General features: G+C 60.0%; 7 protein-coding genes. 1 reads left to right on the top strand and 6 read right to left on the bottom strand.

Features of this window, described 5'->3' with window-relative positions; all coding sequences use genetic code 11:
* Positions 1 to 27 precede the first annotated feature (27 nt).
* The 5 genes from LAP85_08050 to LAP85_08030 form a co-directional block, all read right to left on the bottom strand.
* Positions 28 to 2,352, bottom strand: coding sequence for a hypothetical protein (locus LAP85_08050; GenBank protein MBZ5496340.1), 2,325 nt, complete (start codon positions 2,350 to 2,352; stop codon positions 28 to 30).
* Positions 2,353 to 2,462: 110 nt separating this feature from the next.
* Positions 2,463 to 3,827 carry a DUF1501 domain-containing protein gene (locus LAP85_08045; GenBank protein MBZ5496339.1) on the bottom strand — a complete coding sequence of 455 codons (1,365 nt, stop codon included), beginning with the start codon at positions 3,825 to 3,827 and terminating at the stop codon, positions 2,463 to 2,465.
* A 33-nt stretch (positions 3,828 to 3,860) separates the two neighbouring features.
* On the bottom strand, positions 3,861 to 5,444 hold the full coding sequence (locus tag LAP85_08040; GenBank protein MBZ5496338.1) for a DUF1549 and DUF1553 domain-containing protein: 1,584 nt from the start codon (positions 5,442 to 5,444) through the stop codon (positions 3,861 to 3,863).
* 149 nt (positions 5,445 to 5,593) lie between these two features.
* On the bottom strand, positions 5,594 to 8,893 hold the full coding sequence (gene hybB, locus LAP85_08035) for a Ni/Fe-hydrogenase cytochrome b subunit (protein MBZ5496337.1): 3,300 nt from the start codon (positions 8,891 to 8,893) through the stop codon (positions 5,594 to 5,596).
* Complete coding sequence (locus LAP85_08030; GenBank protein ID MBZ5496336.1) at positions 8,890 to 9,858, bottom strand: 4Fe-4S dicluster domain-containing protein; 969 nt, start codon at positions 9,856 to 9,858, stop codon at positions 8,890 to 8,892. Before LAP85_08030 ends, hybB begins: the two co-directional genes overlap by 4 nt.
* Before the next feature lie 429 nt (positions 9,859 to 10,287).
* On the opposite strand from LAP85_08030, the gene LAP85_08025 reads away from it, so the two are divergent.
* The gene (locus LAP85_08025; GenBank protein ID MBZ5496335.1) at positions 10,288 to 12,942 is read left to right on the top strand and encodes a glycoside hydrolase; all 2,655 of its coding nucleotides are present in this window, start codon (positions 10,288 to 10,290) and stop codon (positions 12,940 to 12,942) included.
* A 231-nt stretch (positions 12,943 to 13,173) separates the two neighbouring features.
* Here LAP85_08025 and LAP85_08020 read toward each other — a convergent pair whose 3' ends face one another.
* Complete coding sequence (locus tag LAP85_08020; protein ID MBZ5496334.1) at positions 13,174 to 17,127, bottom strand: carboxypeptidase-like regulatory domain-containing protein; 3,954 nt, start codon at positions 17,125 to 17,127, stop codon at positions 13,174 to 13,176.
* Between the last annotated feature and the right edge of the window lie 596 nt (positions 17,128 to 17,723).

The raw sequence follows: 17,723 nt of genomic DNA, 5'->3' as shown, positions 1-17,723 counted from the left end.
GCGTTGACTGTCCCGACCCTGCTTCTCCTAGCGTTTGACGATTTCGAAAGGGATGGCCGGTAGCGTGCCCAGAGGGACGCGTTGCCTGTTCGGCTGCGGCCTTCCGTTTGCAGCGGGCGGCGTTCTCTCGGCAGAGATGCTGATGATCAGGTTTCCCTTCAAGCCGGTCTTGGCTTTTGCCGCATCGCATTGCAGGACGATCTCGGCGCTTTCCTGAGCCTGCGACGTCTGCCGGAGTTCGATTCCCTCCGGCGGCTCGCTCAACTCGAACTGGACCTTGTCTATAAGAGCGTTCGGCGGAATCGGCGGCAATTCAACTGGAATCCTGACGGTGCCGCCGGCAGTGATCTTCAGCGGTGTATCGCCCTGGATTCTTACCGGGCTCCTGAACAAACTGCGCCTCGTAACCGCAACCCTGAGGTCTTTCACGGGGACGAGATGCCGGTAGGCAAATGCCTGCATCATATCTTCAGCCGGTACCGCCTCGCGGCGAACCTCATGTCCCTGAATCAGCGCTCGGCCTTCCATGTTCAGAGTCAGGGGTGCCCGCTGCGGCTGCTGTTGCGGAACCGTCAGCGTGAGCCGCACCTGGTCCTGGCCGGCCGGTATCAGGCCCCCGCTCAGAACGAATCCTCTCGGTGCGTTCTTTAAAAAAGCCAGCGCAATATCTCCGTTAAATCCATCTTTGCGCAGCGCATAGACGGTGATGGGAACGCTCATGCCGGCCGCGGTGTTGATGCCCGACGGCGTGACCCGGAGATCGAAATCGGGCCGCGGCGCGCTGATGCGCAGGCGGTAGGAATACTCCGAGCCGCCCTTCTGCTGGGCATCACCAAGATACAAATAGTAAGTTCCCTTCGCCGGCAGAGTCGCCATGATCAGGGAATCGGCGTGATGTGTCTCCAACCCCGATCCCTTGTCCTCAAAATCATCGTTGAACGCCAGTTGCCGGCCCGTGGCATCGGTCAGCTTGAGCACGGAATCCAAAGGGGAATCGAGCCTGCGCGCATAAACCTCGGCGACGATTTCTTCGCCGGCACGGCCTTCGAAACTGAACACGTCCCAGTCACCGGGCTGATCGATGTGCCCGTTCATGATGACAGGCGGCTTGATCCGCTGCGCGTTCTTCTCGGAGTTGTTCGGTTCCTTTTCGAGACTTTCCGGCAGCGTATCCACGGCATAAGGTGCGGCGTTGGAAACCAGGTTCTCCTTGCGCACGGATAGCGGATAGATTCCCGGATCCTTTTCTTTGGCACCCATGACCAGTTTATTCACCGGAAGATTCCAGCCGCGAATCTCAACCTTGGTCGGGGTGCCGGCAGGGCCGCCCATAGGGAAGATACTCGTTACAAAAGGCAGCTCACCCAGGGTGATGCGATACACGAAATCTTCGCGACCGCGGTAAAGGGCGTCCTTGATCTCGATCACGTATTCGCCGTCCTTGGGGATTTCATAATGGAGGACGGGATCCGGATGAAAGCGATAGTCGTCATCATATGCCAGCTCTTTCCCGACAGCGTCATAAAGTGCGATGGTGGCCTGGAACCACCCGGGAACTGCATCGGCGAGGTACGGAATCAACTCGCGCGCGCTGACGGCGATGACCAGCTGCTGGCCCTTCCGCGCCTGGAACCGATATCGGTCCGCGTCGCCCTGGGTGAACTGCGGATTCGGGCGCGCCGGGATCTGAGGCCGAGCCAGACGGGGCTTGATCCGTCCGTTTATGGTGGCCGGCAGCGTAATGCCCATGTCAGTTGGTTCCTGGCTGATTTGCGGCTGCATTGCGCCCGGTTGATTTGCATTCGCGCCCGGCGGCACGCCGACGTTGATCGATTCCTTTTCGTTGAATTCGGGAAATTGGCCGACGCAGAAGACGAGCGGATTCGACAATCCTTGCGGCGTTCCCAGCCTCAACTCGCGCTTGCCGAGCTCTGCGTCAGGAGCGATCGTTACCTCTAGCGTAGCGGTTTCTGCCAGGACGGGACCGACGTTTCTGCTGGCATTGAAGATGAGGAGCTTTGTCCTGATATCAGTGATTTCCTTCTGGACCGCAGCATCCATCGGCTGTTTCTGGAGCTCCTGCAGCCGGTCTCTCAACTGCGTTGCCTGCATCCCGTTCATGGGTCTGGTGGAATCGACCACCTTGGCTTGGATACCGTCGCCTGAGACATACACATCGGTGACGTTGGGCAAAAACTGTCCTCCGACCTTGACCTGAAACGTGGTGCCCTGCTGGCCGCCGGCGGGAAGGGCATAGGCAAGGTGCGGGGCGTTCTGCTGTGCCCACACTGCCGGGACGACCGCCAGAAAAACCGCCAGCCACAAAGTCACGAGCCATCGGAGTGGATTCATGGGATGCTCCACTGCATCTAGAGTGCCTCTTTCCAAAAACAACTTCCGGCGTCTTGGCGTATCGGCGGTCAAGCGGGCCTCTGACGGCCGGGACGCCGAAAAAACATCTATTACATGATCTCCTTCAAGCGACCGCCCATGCTTATGCCATCTGCGGCTGTGGGTGTCACGTGGATATCGAGACCCTCTGGATTAGGCAGCTTTGCGTTGGGGTCGATGCCGAGAAGCTCGTACATGCTGCCGATGAGATCGCATGGATACACCGGGCGTTCTTTCACTTCTTCACCCCTGGCATCCGATGCCCCGACCACGCGACCGCCCTTGAATCCGCCGCCGGCCACCACGGCGGAGAAGACCTGGCCGTAATGGCCGCGCCCGCCGTTCCAGGGCGCTTCCCACTGGACTCTGGGCGTTCTGCCGAATTCACCGCTCCACCAGAGGATCGTGCTGTCGAGCAGGCCGCGTTCCGACAAGTCCTGGAGCAGGGTTGCCATGCCTTTGTCCATTTGCGGCAATCTCTGACGCATAATCTGGAAATGCTGTCTGTGGGTATCCCACCCCTGATAATTGATGGTGATGTAAGGGACGCCGCGCTCCACCAGCCGCCGCGCCACCAGGCAGGATTGCCCGAACGTGTTGCGGCCATAACGCTCTTTCATCTCGTCCTTTTCCTGCGCGAGGTCGAATACCTTGCCCGCGTCGCCCAGGATCAGTTCATATGCCTGTTGTTCGGCCTGATTGAGAGCCTTCAACGAGGCATCATCTTTCATGACCTTCCCGAGCGTATCCAGCTTGTGGAGCAACGCGCGCCGGTCCTGCTGACGCTGGTCGGAGACGCCTTGGGCGACGATGCCTTCCACGGCGAACCGCGCCTGTGCCGGGTCGCCCCCGGTAGCAAAGGGTTTGTAGCGCTGCCCCAGAAATCCCGCCTCATCAAAGCGCCCTTGGGGCTGGGTCAGCACGATGTAGGGCGGGATCAATCCGCGGTATCCGGCGTTATAGCCTTTGAACAGTGAGACTACCGCGCCGACGGAGGGGTAAACCAGCCGTTCGCCGGGCTTCCTCCCGGTCTGAACCATATAGGAGGCCGTTTCATGAGCGTTGATGCCGTGTGTCATGCTGCGGATTATGGAATATTTGTCGGCCTGTTGAGCGAGCAAGGGGAGTAACTCGCCGATGATGATTCCATTCACGTTGGTCGGGATGGGCTTGTTCAACGGGCCGCAATAGTCGTAGCCCGCGTCCGGTTTCGGATCGAAGGTGTCCAGGTGCGACGGACCGCCCCACATCCAGATTTGGATGATCGACTTAGCTTTGGCAGGGGGCGCGGCGGACTGCGCACACAGGCCGGGGCTGCCGGCCAGCACAAATCCGGCTGCGCCGAAAAGACTGCGGCGCAACGCTTCGCGCCTGGAAATGGGCATACCGAAGATGCCCGGAATCAGATCCTCCTTTGGACCTTTTCCTGTGGTCATTAGTCCGCCTTCCCGGAATGCTTCCGCTTTGTTCTAATGCCGGTAGAGAAACTCCGGGCTGTTGATCAGCGCCCAGACCAGATCCACGATCGCCGGCCACCTGTTGCCCGTGACAGGCTGGAAATACGCCCCTATGACCTTTAACTCCTCATCCGTGGGGAAACGCGAGAGGATGGTCAGGTAAATCGAATCCGCTGGTCCTCGCGGGTTGGCTCCGGGCTGGACCAGCGACCTGAGCTTGCTGCTCTGCTGAATCTTGAGCTGGATATGACTCGAATTCAGGAGGTGCAGTTTTTGTTCGGCCGTGGGCCGGTTGTTCCGCTCCGATTCCAGGCCGGTGTCCCGCGGCGAGCGGCCGAACATCTCGAGGAAGGAACTGGTGATGCTCGCGTCCGCCAGCGCGATCGAGCGCTGGTCTTCCGGGATCAAGGTAAACGGCTCGGGAATCGGGCTGGCATACTGTTCGGTCGTGCCGGTGATCTGGCAGATGGCGTCGATCAGCACTTCTGCATCCAGCCGGCGCAGCGGGTAATATGCGAAGTCGGCTGCGCCCTCGGGACGATCGGTCCTGGGAATAGAGGAGAGCTGATACACCTGCGAGTTTAGAATCAAGCGGTAGATGTGCTTCAGATCGTAGTGGGCAGACACCAACTCCCGCTCGAGAAAGGCCAGCAGTTCGGGATTGCTGGGTGGATTGTCCGGCCGGATGTCGTCCGGCTCATGAACAATGCCGCGCCCCAGCAGCCAGGACCATACGCGGTTCACGACGTTACGTGCGAAATATGGATTCTCCGGACTGACAAGCCAGTTGGCAAACACCTCACGTGGATCCTGGTTTGGGGACAGGCGAGCCGGCTTGCCATCCGGGAAAACGGCTGCCGGCGACACGGCGGCGGCAGCCCCCGATGCGGCCTTGCCGAGATCGAATGAGACGATCTCCTCCTTCCATTCCCCGGTGTATTTGTAACCGATCTTAGAGAAAAATGCCGCCATGCCTGACAGACGGTCTTTCGGCCAGTTTTCTGCGCGCACCCCCATAAAGGTCAACGCCACGGCCTGCGCAATAGCCTGCGGTTCGCGGCTCTGGACGGCCCGGTAGAAGTTGACCTGGGGCACGCGGAAATTGCTGCCGCTGGCCGTGAGCAGTTCCCGAGCAAACCTGTCGTACGGGAGGTTCTCCTTCAGGGAAGTTCGAATCCAGCGATAGTATCCCTGAACCGCATTGGGCCACAAATTGATCGGGAACTCCGACTTCACACGCAGTAGATCGCTCCACTTCATTGCCCAGTAATCCGCAAACTCGTCCCGCTCCAGCAGGCGATCGATCAGGGCGCCGCGTTTGTTCGGATCCTGATCCGATAGAAATGCTCGCGCCTCCTCCGCGGTGGGCAGCGTGCCGATCACGTCCAGATAGGCGCGGCGGACAAATACGGCGTCCGAACAGGCATTGGCGGGTTGAATACCCGCTCCTTTCAACCGGCTAAAAACCAAGTCGTCGATCTTTCCCTGAGACGTCAGACCCGCCGGGCTCTCAAAAGGGTTCACCACCGCCTGGGGCGCTGCTGTTCCGACCATTGCCACCAGGATCACAACCGTCGACATCAGTGACTTCTTCATAGTTTGACCAAATCCGGCTCCGTGTTTCTCAAGAGCCGCCCCTGAAACCCAGGGACTCGAAGCCCCCCAGAGATTTCCTGGTTCCTGGTCGCTATAACCCCTCGGTAATCAAAAAGTTTCACCATGACCGGGTCAAAGATCCTCATCTCTTACTTGGGTGGGGAACCGCGGCCAAGGGTGATATAGAAGCGCCCGCCCACGAAGGCTGGGTCGCCGGGATATCCCAGGGCCTTGAAATCGATCCGGTTCTTCACTTCCGGATAGACTGCGAGACGGTGCGCGGGGAGTGTCATCCCCTGGGCGTTCTTATGGCAGCGCGTGCAGGTGGTAGCCTCCGGACTGTGGCAATCGGAGCAGCCCAGGGCCTTTTTGGCGGGGACCACCTCGTGATGAATGGAGGAGTACATTTTGGTTTCCACGAAGCCGTACTTCCCCGAGTATGGGAGACCTACCTGCTTCATCCCGTCGGCGATGGCTTTGGCCCAGTCGAAGTGGACCCAATAGTCCTCGAGGAAATTGGGCATCGCCAGGACATTGTCTTCCGTGTCGTAAGGCTGGACCGCTGTATGCACCTTGAAGGGGAAGATGCGTGCCGCCGGACTGCGTTTCTCTCCTACGGGAGCATTGAGGACCACGGTTGCCGACGCGTCGATCTTATCCCCGACGAGGGAGGCATTGCGAGTCCCGTCGTACCAGAGGTATGTGGGCAACAGGTCCTTCCCCCAGATCAGAGCGCCGAACTTCTTATCGTACTCCGGCATTCCATATCGGTCCCGGCTTTCGGGACGGTTTTGTCCCGCCTTCGAATAGTCGCGTCGCAGGAGAGTCGGCGAGTCGTGAGCAAAGGAGGGAATGTGGCATGTTTCACAGGCGACGGCCCGGATGTGGTCGTCCAGATGGCGGCTGAGCACGCCTGCCACGCCGTGGGGGGTAAGGCCATGGCACTTTTCACAGGCTACGCGCCCCTCCACTGCGGGAGCGCTCAAGGACATCCCGGAGATCCTGTGTTCGCTGGTAGTATGGCAATCCTGGCAGCGCATGTTCAGCGATCCCATGTGCAGGTCAGAACTGGTGTTTGGCGTCGCCAGGGCCGGCTCGAGGTCGCCATGCTTGGCGTTGGTGGCCCCGCCGCTTTCAAAATGGCAGGAACCGCAGGTCTGCCGGGAGGGGCGTCCCACCTTTTGCGCGATCGCGATCAGATCCAATGATGGGTCCGGGAAGCCTCCTTTGAGCGGATCCTTGCGGTAAGTGCCGGTCGTGTCGTGACAGACCAGGCAATCGATATTGGCCGGATCGGTAAAGTCGAAACGCTTGTCCACCCCGCCGTAACCGATGTGGCAGGACATGCACTGCTGGACGTTGGAGCCGATGGCGACGCAGTAGTTGTTCACCATCAACGTGAGGCTGATGTCGGTCCGGTGTTCGTAGCCTGCCAGCGTCGGGGAGTATCCCTTCCAGTTCCAGTGGGCAGTTTTCAGCAGGTCCTGTCCCACCTTCGCGTGACAGCTCAAGCAAGTCCGGGTCACTTCCTGCGGACTGGGCTTGCCTTTGAAAGAAGCCAGAATGGAATGGTCGGGCGTCCAGGGGTGATGGCAGGAGGCGCATTCCGTAGGCGCTGACGCCGGCTTGAGTTGGCGCTCGTGGCAGCCGATGCACTGGCGGTGGTAAGCGCCTTTCAGGCCGATGCGGGAAGGGTCGTCCGGCTCGTTGGACAGGCCGTGACAGCGGTTGCAGCTCTGGGGAGGGTTCGGGGCCATATCGTCATGGCAAGCCGAACAGGGGCCACCCATCTTGATGTCCATGGCTGCGTGCATTTCCTTGATGTCTTGCCCCACGCGGTCACCCTCGGTCGACGCATAGCGGTGATGGCATACCCCGCAGTCGCCACCCACCAACTCGTCGTGGATCCGGTGGGAGAAGCCCACCGGCTCGTAATCGTCCGATCTGGCTTTCAACACCTGACTGTCCAGCAGATAGAAGTTTTTATAAGCTGCAGGACGCTGCGGGTAGGCCGGCCCGGTTGACCCCGTGGGCGCCTGAGGAACAGGCTGTTGTGTAGTGATGCGCAAGACCTCCTGGACGGTCCTGACAGAGGCCTGGATGGCCTCGATGTGCACCAGGCTGTACAGCGCGATGAAAGCCAGGAGGCATGCGATCCCTGTGCCGCGGATCACCCAGGTCCAGAAGGGATTCACGGTCCGCTCGCGCTCTTCACGCATCCGGGCGAGCTGGACCTCAGTGGTCGGCACGTATCCGGGCAGGATAGGGAAGAACGTCACAAACATCCGGTAACAGAACAGGATGCTGGAGACGATGGCAACGGTCATCGCGATCTCCCCGATCGACGGGAAATAGGCTTTGGTGGCGTATGGAGGGTTGTAACCCACGAGGAACACGTTGATGCGGTTCAGAACCACGCCGAAGATGATCAGAGAGACGGTGAAGAAAAGCCATCCCATGGACCGGCGCACCGCCTTGTTCAGGAAAAGCAGGAATGGGGCGATGATGCCCAACAGGATCTCAATGAACAACGAAGTCGTGGCTGCAGGATGCTCGAGGAAATTGAGCTGACTGTGCCGGACGATGAGGTCCCCGATTTTCACCGCACCATAGGTCCCAAGGAACCAGGGGATGATTCGCGCCATGGGAGTGAGCAACTCCATCTCGGGGCTGCGGCCGAAACTGATGTTTGCATATATGGACTCCAGGATCACCATCGGGAATCCCACCATCATCGCCGACAGAAGAAACAGGATGGGGAGGATGGGAGTATCCCACAGCGCACTCAGCTTGGAGGGGGCGATGAGCATCAGCGTGCCCAGCGAAGACTGGTGCATAAAGGAGAGCACCACGCCGGCCACGATGAACAGAGGCAAAACGATCCGGATTCCGGTGTAAAGCGCGAGGATTGGTTTCTCCACGCGACCGAGGAGGGTGGCCCCCCATTCCCCCTGATCGATCCTGGCTTTCAGCCCCTCCAGGATGGATGGGCTCATCTCTATGCTCAGAACTATGAGGTAGGCAGTCACACACATGCCTACTTCGAAAAGAACCGAGTTGCCCTGCCAATTGAAAATCGGGCGCCAGATGTTCCAGTAGCGTCCCAGGTCAAAGCTCAACGCGATGGCGACCCAGAGGTAGCCCAGAAACGCCGTGAGGATGGCCGGGCGGAGAAGAGCCTTGTACTTTCTCCTGCCGAAAATATCCACCAGTGCCGCCGTGGTGAATCCGCCGGCTGCCAGAGCTACGCCGCAGGCCACGTCGAAGGAGATCCAGATGCCCCAGGGATTGTGATTGTCCAGATTCGTCACCGTGCCCAGCCCCAGGAGCATGCGTGTGATGCCGAACGAGAAGCCGACGCCCATGAAGATGAGAAGGGTCAGGGTGCCGAAAGTGAAGAAGGGTTTTATGACCCGATGCGGATGATCGTTGTGGATTGCGGGGGTCATTTTACACCTCCCCCAGGACCATGAGCGGCGGGCCTGTTTTGGGTCCTCCCTGGGTCCGGCTCTTCCTCCGGATGCTTCCGCCGGTTGTACCACATGATCCCGGCCAGGAGGCCGTAAAACGCGATCGGGATCGCGCCGTATGTGAAGATCCCGTGCTGGATCGCTTCGGTGCGCTGCGGGGGAGGGATTGCCGGGAGGTTCAGCAGCCCGATTTCCTCAACGGGCCGGCCGGTCAGGTAAATCCAGGAAGTCCCACCCACTTCCGTCTCGCCATAAACATGATTGACATAGCGGTCCGGGCGCCGCTTCAGGCGCTCCCTGGCCATAACCACCAACTCCGCCCGGCGGCCGAATACCAGAGCCTCCGTGGGGCACGAGGCGGCGCATGCCGGGTTGGCTCCGGTGCCATTGGCCCTGTCGGTGCAGAACTCGCACTTGCGCACGCGCGGCTTGAGGGGCTCGTTGAACTCGTAGGCCGGGATTTCGAACGGACAGGCGACCTGGCAGTATCGGCACCCGATGCAGATTGTGGGATTATAGATCACGGCCCCGTCGGCGGACTTGGTCAGGGCGCCCACAATGCAGGCGGAAACGCAGGAGGGGAAGAGGCAGTGCATGCACTGGGCCTTGACACAGGTCTGAGGAACACCTGCCTGATCCGGGGAAGGGCTTCCCGGGAACTGATTCACTACCGTGAACGCGGTTTCGTTAGGCCGGCGGAAGGAGCGGAGCACGTCTCTGTCCGAGAAGGACTCGGCGGTGCGGGGGAGGTGGTTCCGGCGGTTGCAGGCCTCCTCGCACTTGCGGCACCCGATGCAGAGCGTGGTATCCACCAGGACCCCCACGTGGCCCGGGGAAGGCAAGACGTTTTCCTTCGGAATTTGGGATTCTCCTGCCCCTAGAGGAGTACTGGAGGCGCCGGCGGTCGCGGCAAGACCTAGCTTCAGCAGTGTGCGTCGGTTCATGTTCCTCTCCTTCCACCCGTATGAGCTTGCGAGCGTTTTTATCCTAAGAAGGCACCAAGGGACAAGCAAAATTCGAGGGAGCCTGGGGATACGGTGCTCCTTGGGAAAAACCACGAAGTCCACGAAAACCGTCTTATGTACTACTAACTTGCGAATCCTCTGCGGTTAACGGCTTCCGCGCTCTCAGCGTACTCTGTGTTGAGGTTTCTCGGTTGCGGCTATGACGCGCCGTGTATTCTGCGGTTGTCGATTGGATCAAGGCCGGGCAGCTATGTGTTCATCCGCCATTTCGGTGGGAAACTGGCGCAAGCGCGCAAACCAGGATAGAATCTCGTTGAATTCGGGCCGTTCTGCTTCTACCGCAAGGAGAGAGCATCGATGTCTACTTTCCCTCGAAGAATACATGTCCTCTGCCTGGCTCTGGCTGCCATGATTGCTGCCTGCAGCCTGCCTTCGGTTTTTGCCTGGCAGCCATATCCGCAAAACCTTTACTCCGGCCTGCGCTGGCGGATGATCGGGCCGTTTCGTGGCGGCCGTGTCAACGCCGTGAGCGGCGTGCCGGGCCAGCCGAACACCTTCTACTTTGGCTCGGTCGGGGGCGGCGTCTGGAAGTCCACGAACGCCGGCCGCACGTGGGTGCCGATTTTCGATGGGCAACCGGTGGCCTCGATCGGCGCCATCGGCGTCGCGCCGTCGAATCCCCGCATCGTATACGTCGGCACCGGTGAAGCTGATATGCGCGATTCAATCTCCTTCGGCAACGGCATGTATAAATCCACGGACGCCGGCAGCTCCTGGAAACATATCGGCCTCGACGCAACGCGGCAGATCGGCCGGGTACTTGTTGATCCCAAAAATCCCGAAATCGTATTCGTCGCGGCGCTCGGTCACGCCTACGGTCCGAGTCCCGACCGTGGCGTGTACCGCACGCGCGATGGCGGCGCCACCTGGCAAAAGGTCCTCTACAAGAACGACGGTGTGGGCGCGATCGATCTGGCTCTTGATCCGGCGAACTCGCAGGTTATTTACGCGTCCTTGTGGGCTACGCGTCGCCCGCCCTGGTACATCTACAATCCATCCAACGGGCCGGGCAGCGGCATCTTCAAATCCATCGATGGCGGCACCACGTGGCAGCCGCTCGCCACCGGCCTTCCCGCCGAGAGTATCGGGCGCATCGGCATCGCCGTCGCGCCTGCGAACGCGGGGCGGGTCTATGCAATTGTCGATGCAAAGGACGGCGGGCTCTATCGTTCGGACAATGCCGGAGCGAACTGGGCCAGGATCTCCGGCGACAACCGTGTCTGGGGACGTGGCTGGTATTTCGGCAAGGTCACCGTCGATCCTAAAAACCAGGACATCGTCTACGTGTCGAATACGGCGCTGTATAAGTCAATCGATGGGGGCAAGAGCTGGATCCCGATCAAAGGGGCGCCCGGCGGCGACGATTACCATCAGCTCTGGATCGCTCCTGAAGACCCGAACCGTATGATTCTCGCCAGCGACCAGGGTGCCATCGTCAGCGTCGACGGCGCAACGACGTGGAGTTCCTGGTACAACCAGCCGACGGCGCAGCTGTACCATGTGGCGGCTGACTACCGCTTTCCGTACTGGGTGACCGGCGCGCAGCAGGACAGCGGCGCTCTGGGCACGCCCGCGCGCAGTCCGCACGCCGAAATCTCCATGCACGAGTGGACCGGCCTGGGCGCCGGCGGCGAGAGCGGCTACACGGCCCCGGATCCTCTGCATCCCGAAATTCTCTACGGAGGGACCGTCACGCGTTGGAACAGCGTTACCGGGGCGACCCAGAATGTCTCGCCCGAATCCGCGGCACAGCGCGGACAGTTCCGGCATGCGTGGACCCAGCCGCTGGTATTTTCCCAGGCCGATCCGCGTGCACTCTACTATGCCAACCAGTATCTCTACAAAACGACGAATGGCGGCGAAAGCTGGACGCAAATCAGCCAGGACCTCACACGCGAGAACCCCGGCGTGCCGCCTAACCTGGATGCATCCGCCGCGGCCGACGCCCCGACGAACCAGCGCCGCGGCGTCATTTACACGATCGCGCCGTCGCCGCTGCGCGCGCCTCAGATCTGGGTCGGCACGGATGACGGTTACATCCATGTCACTGCGGACGATGGGAAGACCTGGCGAAACGTGACGCCGCCCGCGCTCACGCCGTGGAGCAAGGTGACGATGATCGACGCTTCGCACTTCGACGCGAAGGAAGCATATGCCGCGGTGGAGCGGCACCAGCTCGAAGATTACGAGCCGTACATCTATCGCACGCGCGATGGCGGGGAGACGTGGCAGGTGATTGTAAAGGGCCTCCCCCCGGGCGTCTATGTGCAGACGGTGAAGGAAGATCCGGTACAGCAAGGGCTGCTGTTTGCGGGAACGGAGCTCAGTGTCTATGTGTCGTTCGACGACGGCGACGACTGGCAGCCGCTTCAGCTCAATCTGCCGCCAGTGTCGATGCGCGACCTTGCCATTCATGGCGACGACTTAATCGTCGCCACTCACGGGCGCGGATTCTGGGTGCTCGACGATATCACCGCTCTGCGCCAGATCAACGACGCGGTCGCGAAGTCGTATGCGTATCTCTTCAAGCCGGCCGATGGGGTCAACATGCCGCCGGGGAGCGAATACGGCACTCCCCTGCCCAAAGACGAACCGTTCGCGGAGAACCCGCCGTACGGGGCCATCATTGATTACTACCTGGGGGCGGTACCCACGGCGCCCGTATCGCTCGAGATCCTCGATGCGGAAGGCCGGACCCTGCGCCGCTATGCCAGTGACGATCGTGTGCCTCCGCGAAATCCGGACGCGCTCGTCTATCCCGCCTTCTGGCAGCCTGCGCCGGAGATACTGTCCGCCGCGCCGGGCATGCATCGCTGGGTGTGGGATCTCCGCGCCGCTCCCGCCCCCGGCGCCGGTGGACGCGGCGGTCGCGGAGGCGCGCCGCCGGCACAACCCGGCCCCTATACGGTGAAGCTGACAGTGGATGGAAAGAGCTGGACGCAACCTCTCACGGTAAAGCCGGACCCGCGCCTGACCGGCAAGAACGTCCCTGGCCGGGACTGACTGGTTCAACTGGTTCGATTTCAATCGGTGGGCTCAGCCGTGTCCGGGGCTGAAGATTGGCATCGCACCCTCTTACGCAAGACAGTCAGATCAAGAACGCATCTCCAGGCCCAGAAACCGCGCGCCAGGGAGCCGAACCCTTGTCGACATCGATTGTTGTTGTCGTTGATTCGAGACGGTAGCGGGACACGGCATGCCGTGTCCCGCTCGTCCTGAGAAGCGAGGATAACGCTAGAAGTTGATCCGCGCGACCAGCTGGATGACTCTATTGCTTCCCTGCATCCCGCCGACCTGCCCGCAGGTCTGGCTGGAACTGGTGCAGGTTGTGCCGTTGAAGTTAACATTGTTGAAGATGTTGATGAACTCGCCCCGGAATTCGAAGTTCGACTGCTCAGTGAACCTTATCTTCTTGGCCAGGCTCATGTCGAAGTTCCAGAATCCCGGACCTCTGACATAGGCCGTATTGGGAGCGCAATCGCCGGCCACCACCTGGATGCATCCGCCGCTGTTTGCGGGCGAGATGTAGCGTCCGGTGGGAACGCCGAAGGCCGCGCTGTAGCCGGTCGATGTCGTCGCGCTGGTGTTGTAGGCTGCGATCGTGTTTTTGAGCATATCGTCCGGTTCGTAATAGATCTGCTTGTTTGCGTCATCGAAGCGAAGGCCGACCGCACCCCGCAAGTCTTGCAGGGTCATGCCGACCAGCCTGACATTGCCGAAGTTCAGCAGGCTGCCGCTCTGCATGCGGCCGATTCCCTGGAATTCCCAGCCGCCGACAATTCGCTCAAGAACGCCATGCGTGCCGGAGAGCAGCATCTTGCCGTTGCCGAATGGAAGCTCGTAAACCCAGTTGACTCTAAACACCTGCGGCATCACGCCGCCGTTGAGCACCGTGATCATCGGTGTCCTGAACGAGAGTCGCGAGGACTGGAGACCCTTTTCGACGGTGTAGGAGGCCTGAACCAGGAGTCCCCGGGACAGGCGGCGGCGCAGCTCCACCACCAGCGATTCGTACCTGCTGAAGCCCGAGTTGGTCGAGATCCATGCGCCTCCGGAGGAGACGGTCGGATTGACGTAGAAGAAGTTGGCCGGCAAGCCGGCGGTCAGCGCGTTGAGGCGCCGCGTTGCGTCATTCTGCAGGTTGCTCCCGTAGGAACTTGGATTTGGATTGTATTTGGCAAGCGTATTCACGAATGTGGAGCTCGTGAAGTTGGAAGAGGTGTACTTGGTCGTATCCCCGGCTTGCGAAGCGGGAACGCCGCTGAAGTACGCGAGCGTGATCGGCAAGGGTGAAGTACCGGTTCCGCTGCCGTAGTACTTAAAATTGTTTCCGCGCCCCGCCGCCATGTTTGCCTGAAGGTTAGCCGCTGCGAGTTTGAACTCGTCGAGCAAGCCATTCTCGACAAAATTCATCTCGTTGACGTTGATCTGCACCCACGGCTGCAGGTTGCGGGTCGCAACATAGCGCACTTCCAGCGCCATGTCCCGGGTGAGCTCACGCTGCACCCCAAAGGACCAGGACAGGGAGTAAGGCGTTTTCGTGTTGGGATCGAAAATGTTGACCTGGTCCGACACAGATGTGGATTGAATCGGATAAACCGGCGCGCTCGCAAACGGAGGCGGGCCGAGACGGCTCTTGTCGCGGAACAGAAGCGGCCACACGTCGGTTCCCACGCCGCTGACCAGGTTGCCGTTGCTGACATTGCGGGTAGCGTTGATGGTCATACCCGGGTTAGCGCCGAACATGGAAGAATAGTCGTACATGCCGGGGCGGTTGAAGGCAAGAGAAAACCCGCCGCGGAGCACGGTTTGGCCATTCTCGCCGAGGAATCGCCTGAGCAGACCGGTCCCCTTGGGGGTCCAGGCGAAGCCGATACTGGGAGCAACGTCGTGGTAGGAAGTGTTGTAGGCGGGATCGCCTGATTTGTAGAGATTGTACGTCGGCGCCTTGCCGTTCAGGGTCCCTGGTGTATAGAGCTTGCCGTTTCCGAAGCCTCCTGACACCGGACCGGTAAGTCCCCAAAGATCTGCAACGGTATTCCACGAATACATATTGTTGAGCGGCACGAACGGAAGCTGAAGCTCCCAGCGAGCGCCGTAAGTGAAGGTAAAATTCGGACGCATGCGCCAGGAGTCCTGCGCGAAGAATCCCAACTCACGCATGTGTCCGCGCTGCACCTGGGCGCCGTTGTACGTATATTGGTTGTTCGTCTCGCTTAGAACCGCGTTCCCGCTGATCTGGGTGACGCGCCCCGTAAGAACGGCATAGATACCCTGGGCCGTGCTTACCTGCGAGGGGGACGCGTTCGGGAAGTTTTTCGGGTAATTGGACGCGTTGAACATGACATACGCAGGGTCATAGGTGCTGTCCACGCCGAAACTGATCGAGGGCACCACGTTCTGATCCCATAGCCAGAATCCGACATTGGTGAAGGAGGCGCCGAAGTTGAAGCTGTGCGAACTCCTGCTCCAGCTCAGTGTCTCGGAGAGGCTCACATTGGGAGCGTTGCGGCGCTCCGGATTCCGGCGTGAGTAGGCATTGGAGATGCCGGCGGCGCTGATGCCAAGGGCAAAGCCGTCCTGGTTGCCGACCGCTGTACCGGTAAACTGCCCGGCGTTGATTTCCGGCCAGAAGAGCACGCTGCCCGCGGACATGCCGAAGCGCAGCTCGTTGACCAGCCGGGGCGTCAGGGTGGAGCGCAGCGCAATCGAGGTGGAGTAACGGTTCGACAGCTGGGTGCCGAAGTTCGGGAACCCGGGGAATGCATAGTCCGCGCTGTTCAGAGTGTCGAGCCAGGGAGGATACTGCATGAAGTTCCAGCTGCCCTCGAGGCGGTGGCTGTTCGTCAAGTTGAGGTCGAAACGGGCCGTGGGCGCCTTGCGAATGGACATCGGAGTGTTGGCGAACAAATAATCCAGATAGGTGGGATCCGTACGCGCTTTTATGGTACCGGTCGAAGTGGTGGCCGCGCGAATGTCCGCCAGCAGTTTCTGGACCGTGGGATCGAAGGTGGAGGTCTGGCCGTTGGCTCTTGCCAGCGCCATCAGATCCACGGTCTGCGTGGTGTTTCCCACGGTATAGGGGTAGATGCCCTGATCGACTAACGGATTAAAAATCGTTCGGGTCCGCTGTGTCGCCTGGGGCTCGCGAAGCTCCTCGTAGTTGAGGAAGAAGAAGGCCCGGTCGCGGCCATTGAAGCCCAGAGGGCCGAAAAGCCTCTTGGGGAGCGAGATCGGGCCGCCCAGGCGGAACCCAAACTGGTTGCGAATCACACGGTCGCGCGGTGCCTTGCATTTATCGAACTGAGTCTGCATCTGCGCCGTGGTGCAGGGATCCTGTGAGCCGTCATAGGTAGGATTCCGGTCACGATTGTAAAACCAGCTGTTGGCGTTGAGCGCCTTGTTTTGATGGTACTCGTAAAGGGCGCCGTGGTAGTCATTGTTCCCGGAACGCGTGACGAATTTTATCTGAATCGCTCCCTGTCCTGCAGCCTCGGAGCCCGGCGTCGCCGTGGACAGCGTCACTTCCTGAATAGCATCGAGAAGTGGCTGGATCATGCTGAACATGCCATCGCCGCCGATCTGGCCTTTCAGGAAATTGTCCTGGCTATTGATACCGTCAATGGTGATGTTAACCGTGCTTCTCGGCAGTCCGGCCACGGTGGCGTTGCGGGCACCCGATGTCGAGTCTACCCCTGGCAGATTGATAAGAAAGTCAAATGCGCTGCGCGTTGACAGCGGCAGGCTGCTGAGCTGCGTTGTGTTCAGCGTGGCCGTAATGTTCGCGGTGGCCGATTGAACCAGCTCCGCATTCGCCTGCACGGTGACGGTTTCGCTCGAACCGCCGACCTCGAGCGTAACCCGGATCGCGCTGGGCGTGCCGGCGACGAGCACGATTTCCTTGATGATCGCCTGCTTGAAATTCGGCACCGAGACCGTCGCGGTGTAAGTTCCTGGAGTCAGGAACGGGATCGAGAAGGTCCCGTTCTCCGAGGTGACAGCCTTGGCCTCAGCGCCGGTGGCATTGTTCTTGACCACCACTTCCGCCCCTGGGATGACACCCCCGGTCTGATCAATGACGGTTCCGTTGAGCGAGGTGCTGGACCCACCCCCCTGTGCGTAGCCCGTCCACGCTGCCGCTGCCATTGACAGTGCCAGCAAAAGAAGTCTGGGTATCCGATGTCTCATGTGGGTTTCCTCTGTCAAAAATGGTTAATCTCAGATACCGGATCAGGCCCATCCGGTATCCCTCCTCTGATCTGCTCTGAAAACAGATTTTAAGGGTGCCCGACGCTGTTGATCCGGATTGACGCATTCTAGTTATTCGATGCGAGGTCCGCAACAAGTTTTTTAGAAAAACCTAATCTACGATATTTCGGTCCTCTGAGCTAGCCGTTCAGAAACGGTATTTCAATTGGGGTATGTCGATAGATCTGGAACCCGGAGGGACTCAAAAGAGAGGATTTTGCATTAAAGCATGCTTATAGATACAGATATGCAGGCTGAATTTCGACCGTTGAAAATTGGCCTGCATTTATCGCTTACCTGTTCCGGCCATATGGCACAAAGAAAGGGGCGCGCACGCGCATGAAAATTCCGGCGCTGAAAACGGCCACGAAGAACACGGCGCGGAATATCGGCAATCTAAAGCCTCAACGCAGTCTCCCATGCACCGGGGGTGCACCCAGGTGCATGAAAATGTTATTGTGCCCCGTAAGGCTTGCGATGGACGAAGGTCGTATTCTCTGTGATGCTTTCGAGCTCGAAACGCAGTCTGACCTGGT

It is taken from the genome of Terriglobia bacterium (assembly GCA_020072565.1).
GTDB lineage: Bacteria > Acidobacteriota > UBA6911 > UBA6911 > UBA6911 > JAFNAG01.
Note: the sequence above shows the minus strand (reverse complement) of the source record. Positions and strands in the feature narration are given on the sequence as shown.

What these genes read in the sequence shown, in the direction of transcription:
- LAP85_08050 (MBZ5496340.1), bottom strand. Translation starts at nt 2,352, where the DNA reads ATGAATCCACTCCGATGGCTCGTGACTTTGTGGCTGGCGGTTTTTCTG.
- LAP85_08045 (MBZ5496339.1), bottom strand. Translation starts at nt 3,827, where the DNA reads ATGACCACAGGAAAAGGTCCAAAGGAGGATCTGATTCCGGGCATCTTC.
- LAP85_08040 (MBZ5496338.1), bottom strand. Translation starts at nt 5,444, where the DNA reads ATGAAGAAGTCACTGATGTCGACGGTTGTGATCCTGGTGGCAATGGTC.
- hybB (MBZ5496337.1), bottom strand. Translation starts at nt 8,893, where the DNA reads ATGACCCCCGCAATCCACAACGATCATCCGCATCGGGTCATAAAACCC.
- LAP85_08030 (MBZ5496336.1), bottom strand. Translation starts at nt 9,858, where the DNA reads ATGAACCGACGCACACTGCTGAAGCTAGGTCTTGCCGCGACCGCCGGC.
- LAP85_08025 (MBZ5496335.1), top strand. Translation starts at nt 10,288, where the DNA reads ATGATTGCTGCCTGCAGCCTGCCTTCGGTTTTTGCCTGGCAGCCATAT.
- LAP85_08020 (MBZ5496334.1), bottom strand. Translation starts at nt 17,127, where the DNA reads ATGAGACATCGGATACCCAGACTTCTTTTGCTGGCACTGTCAATGGCA.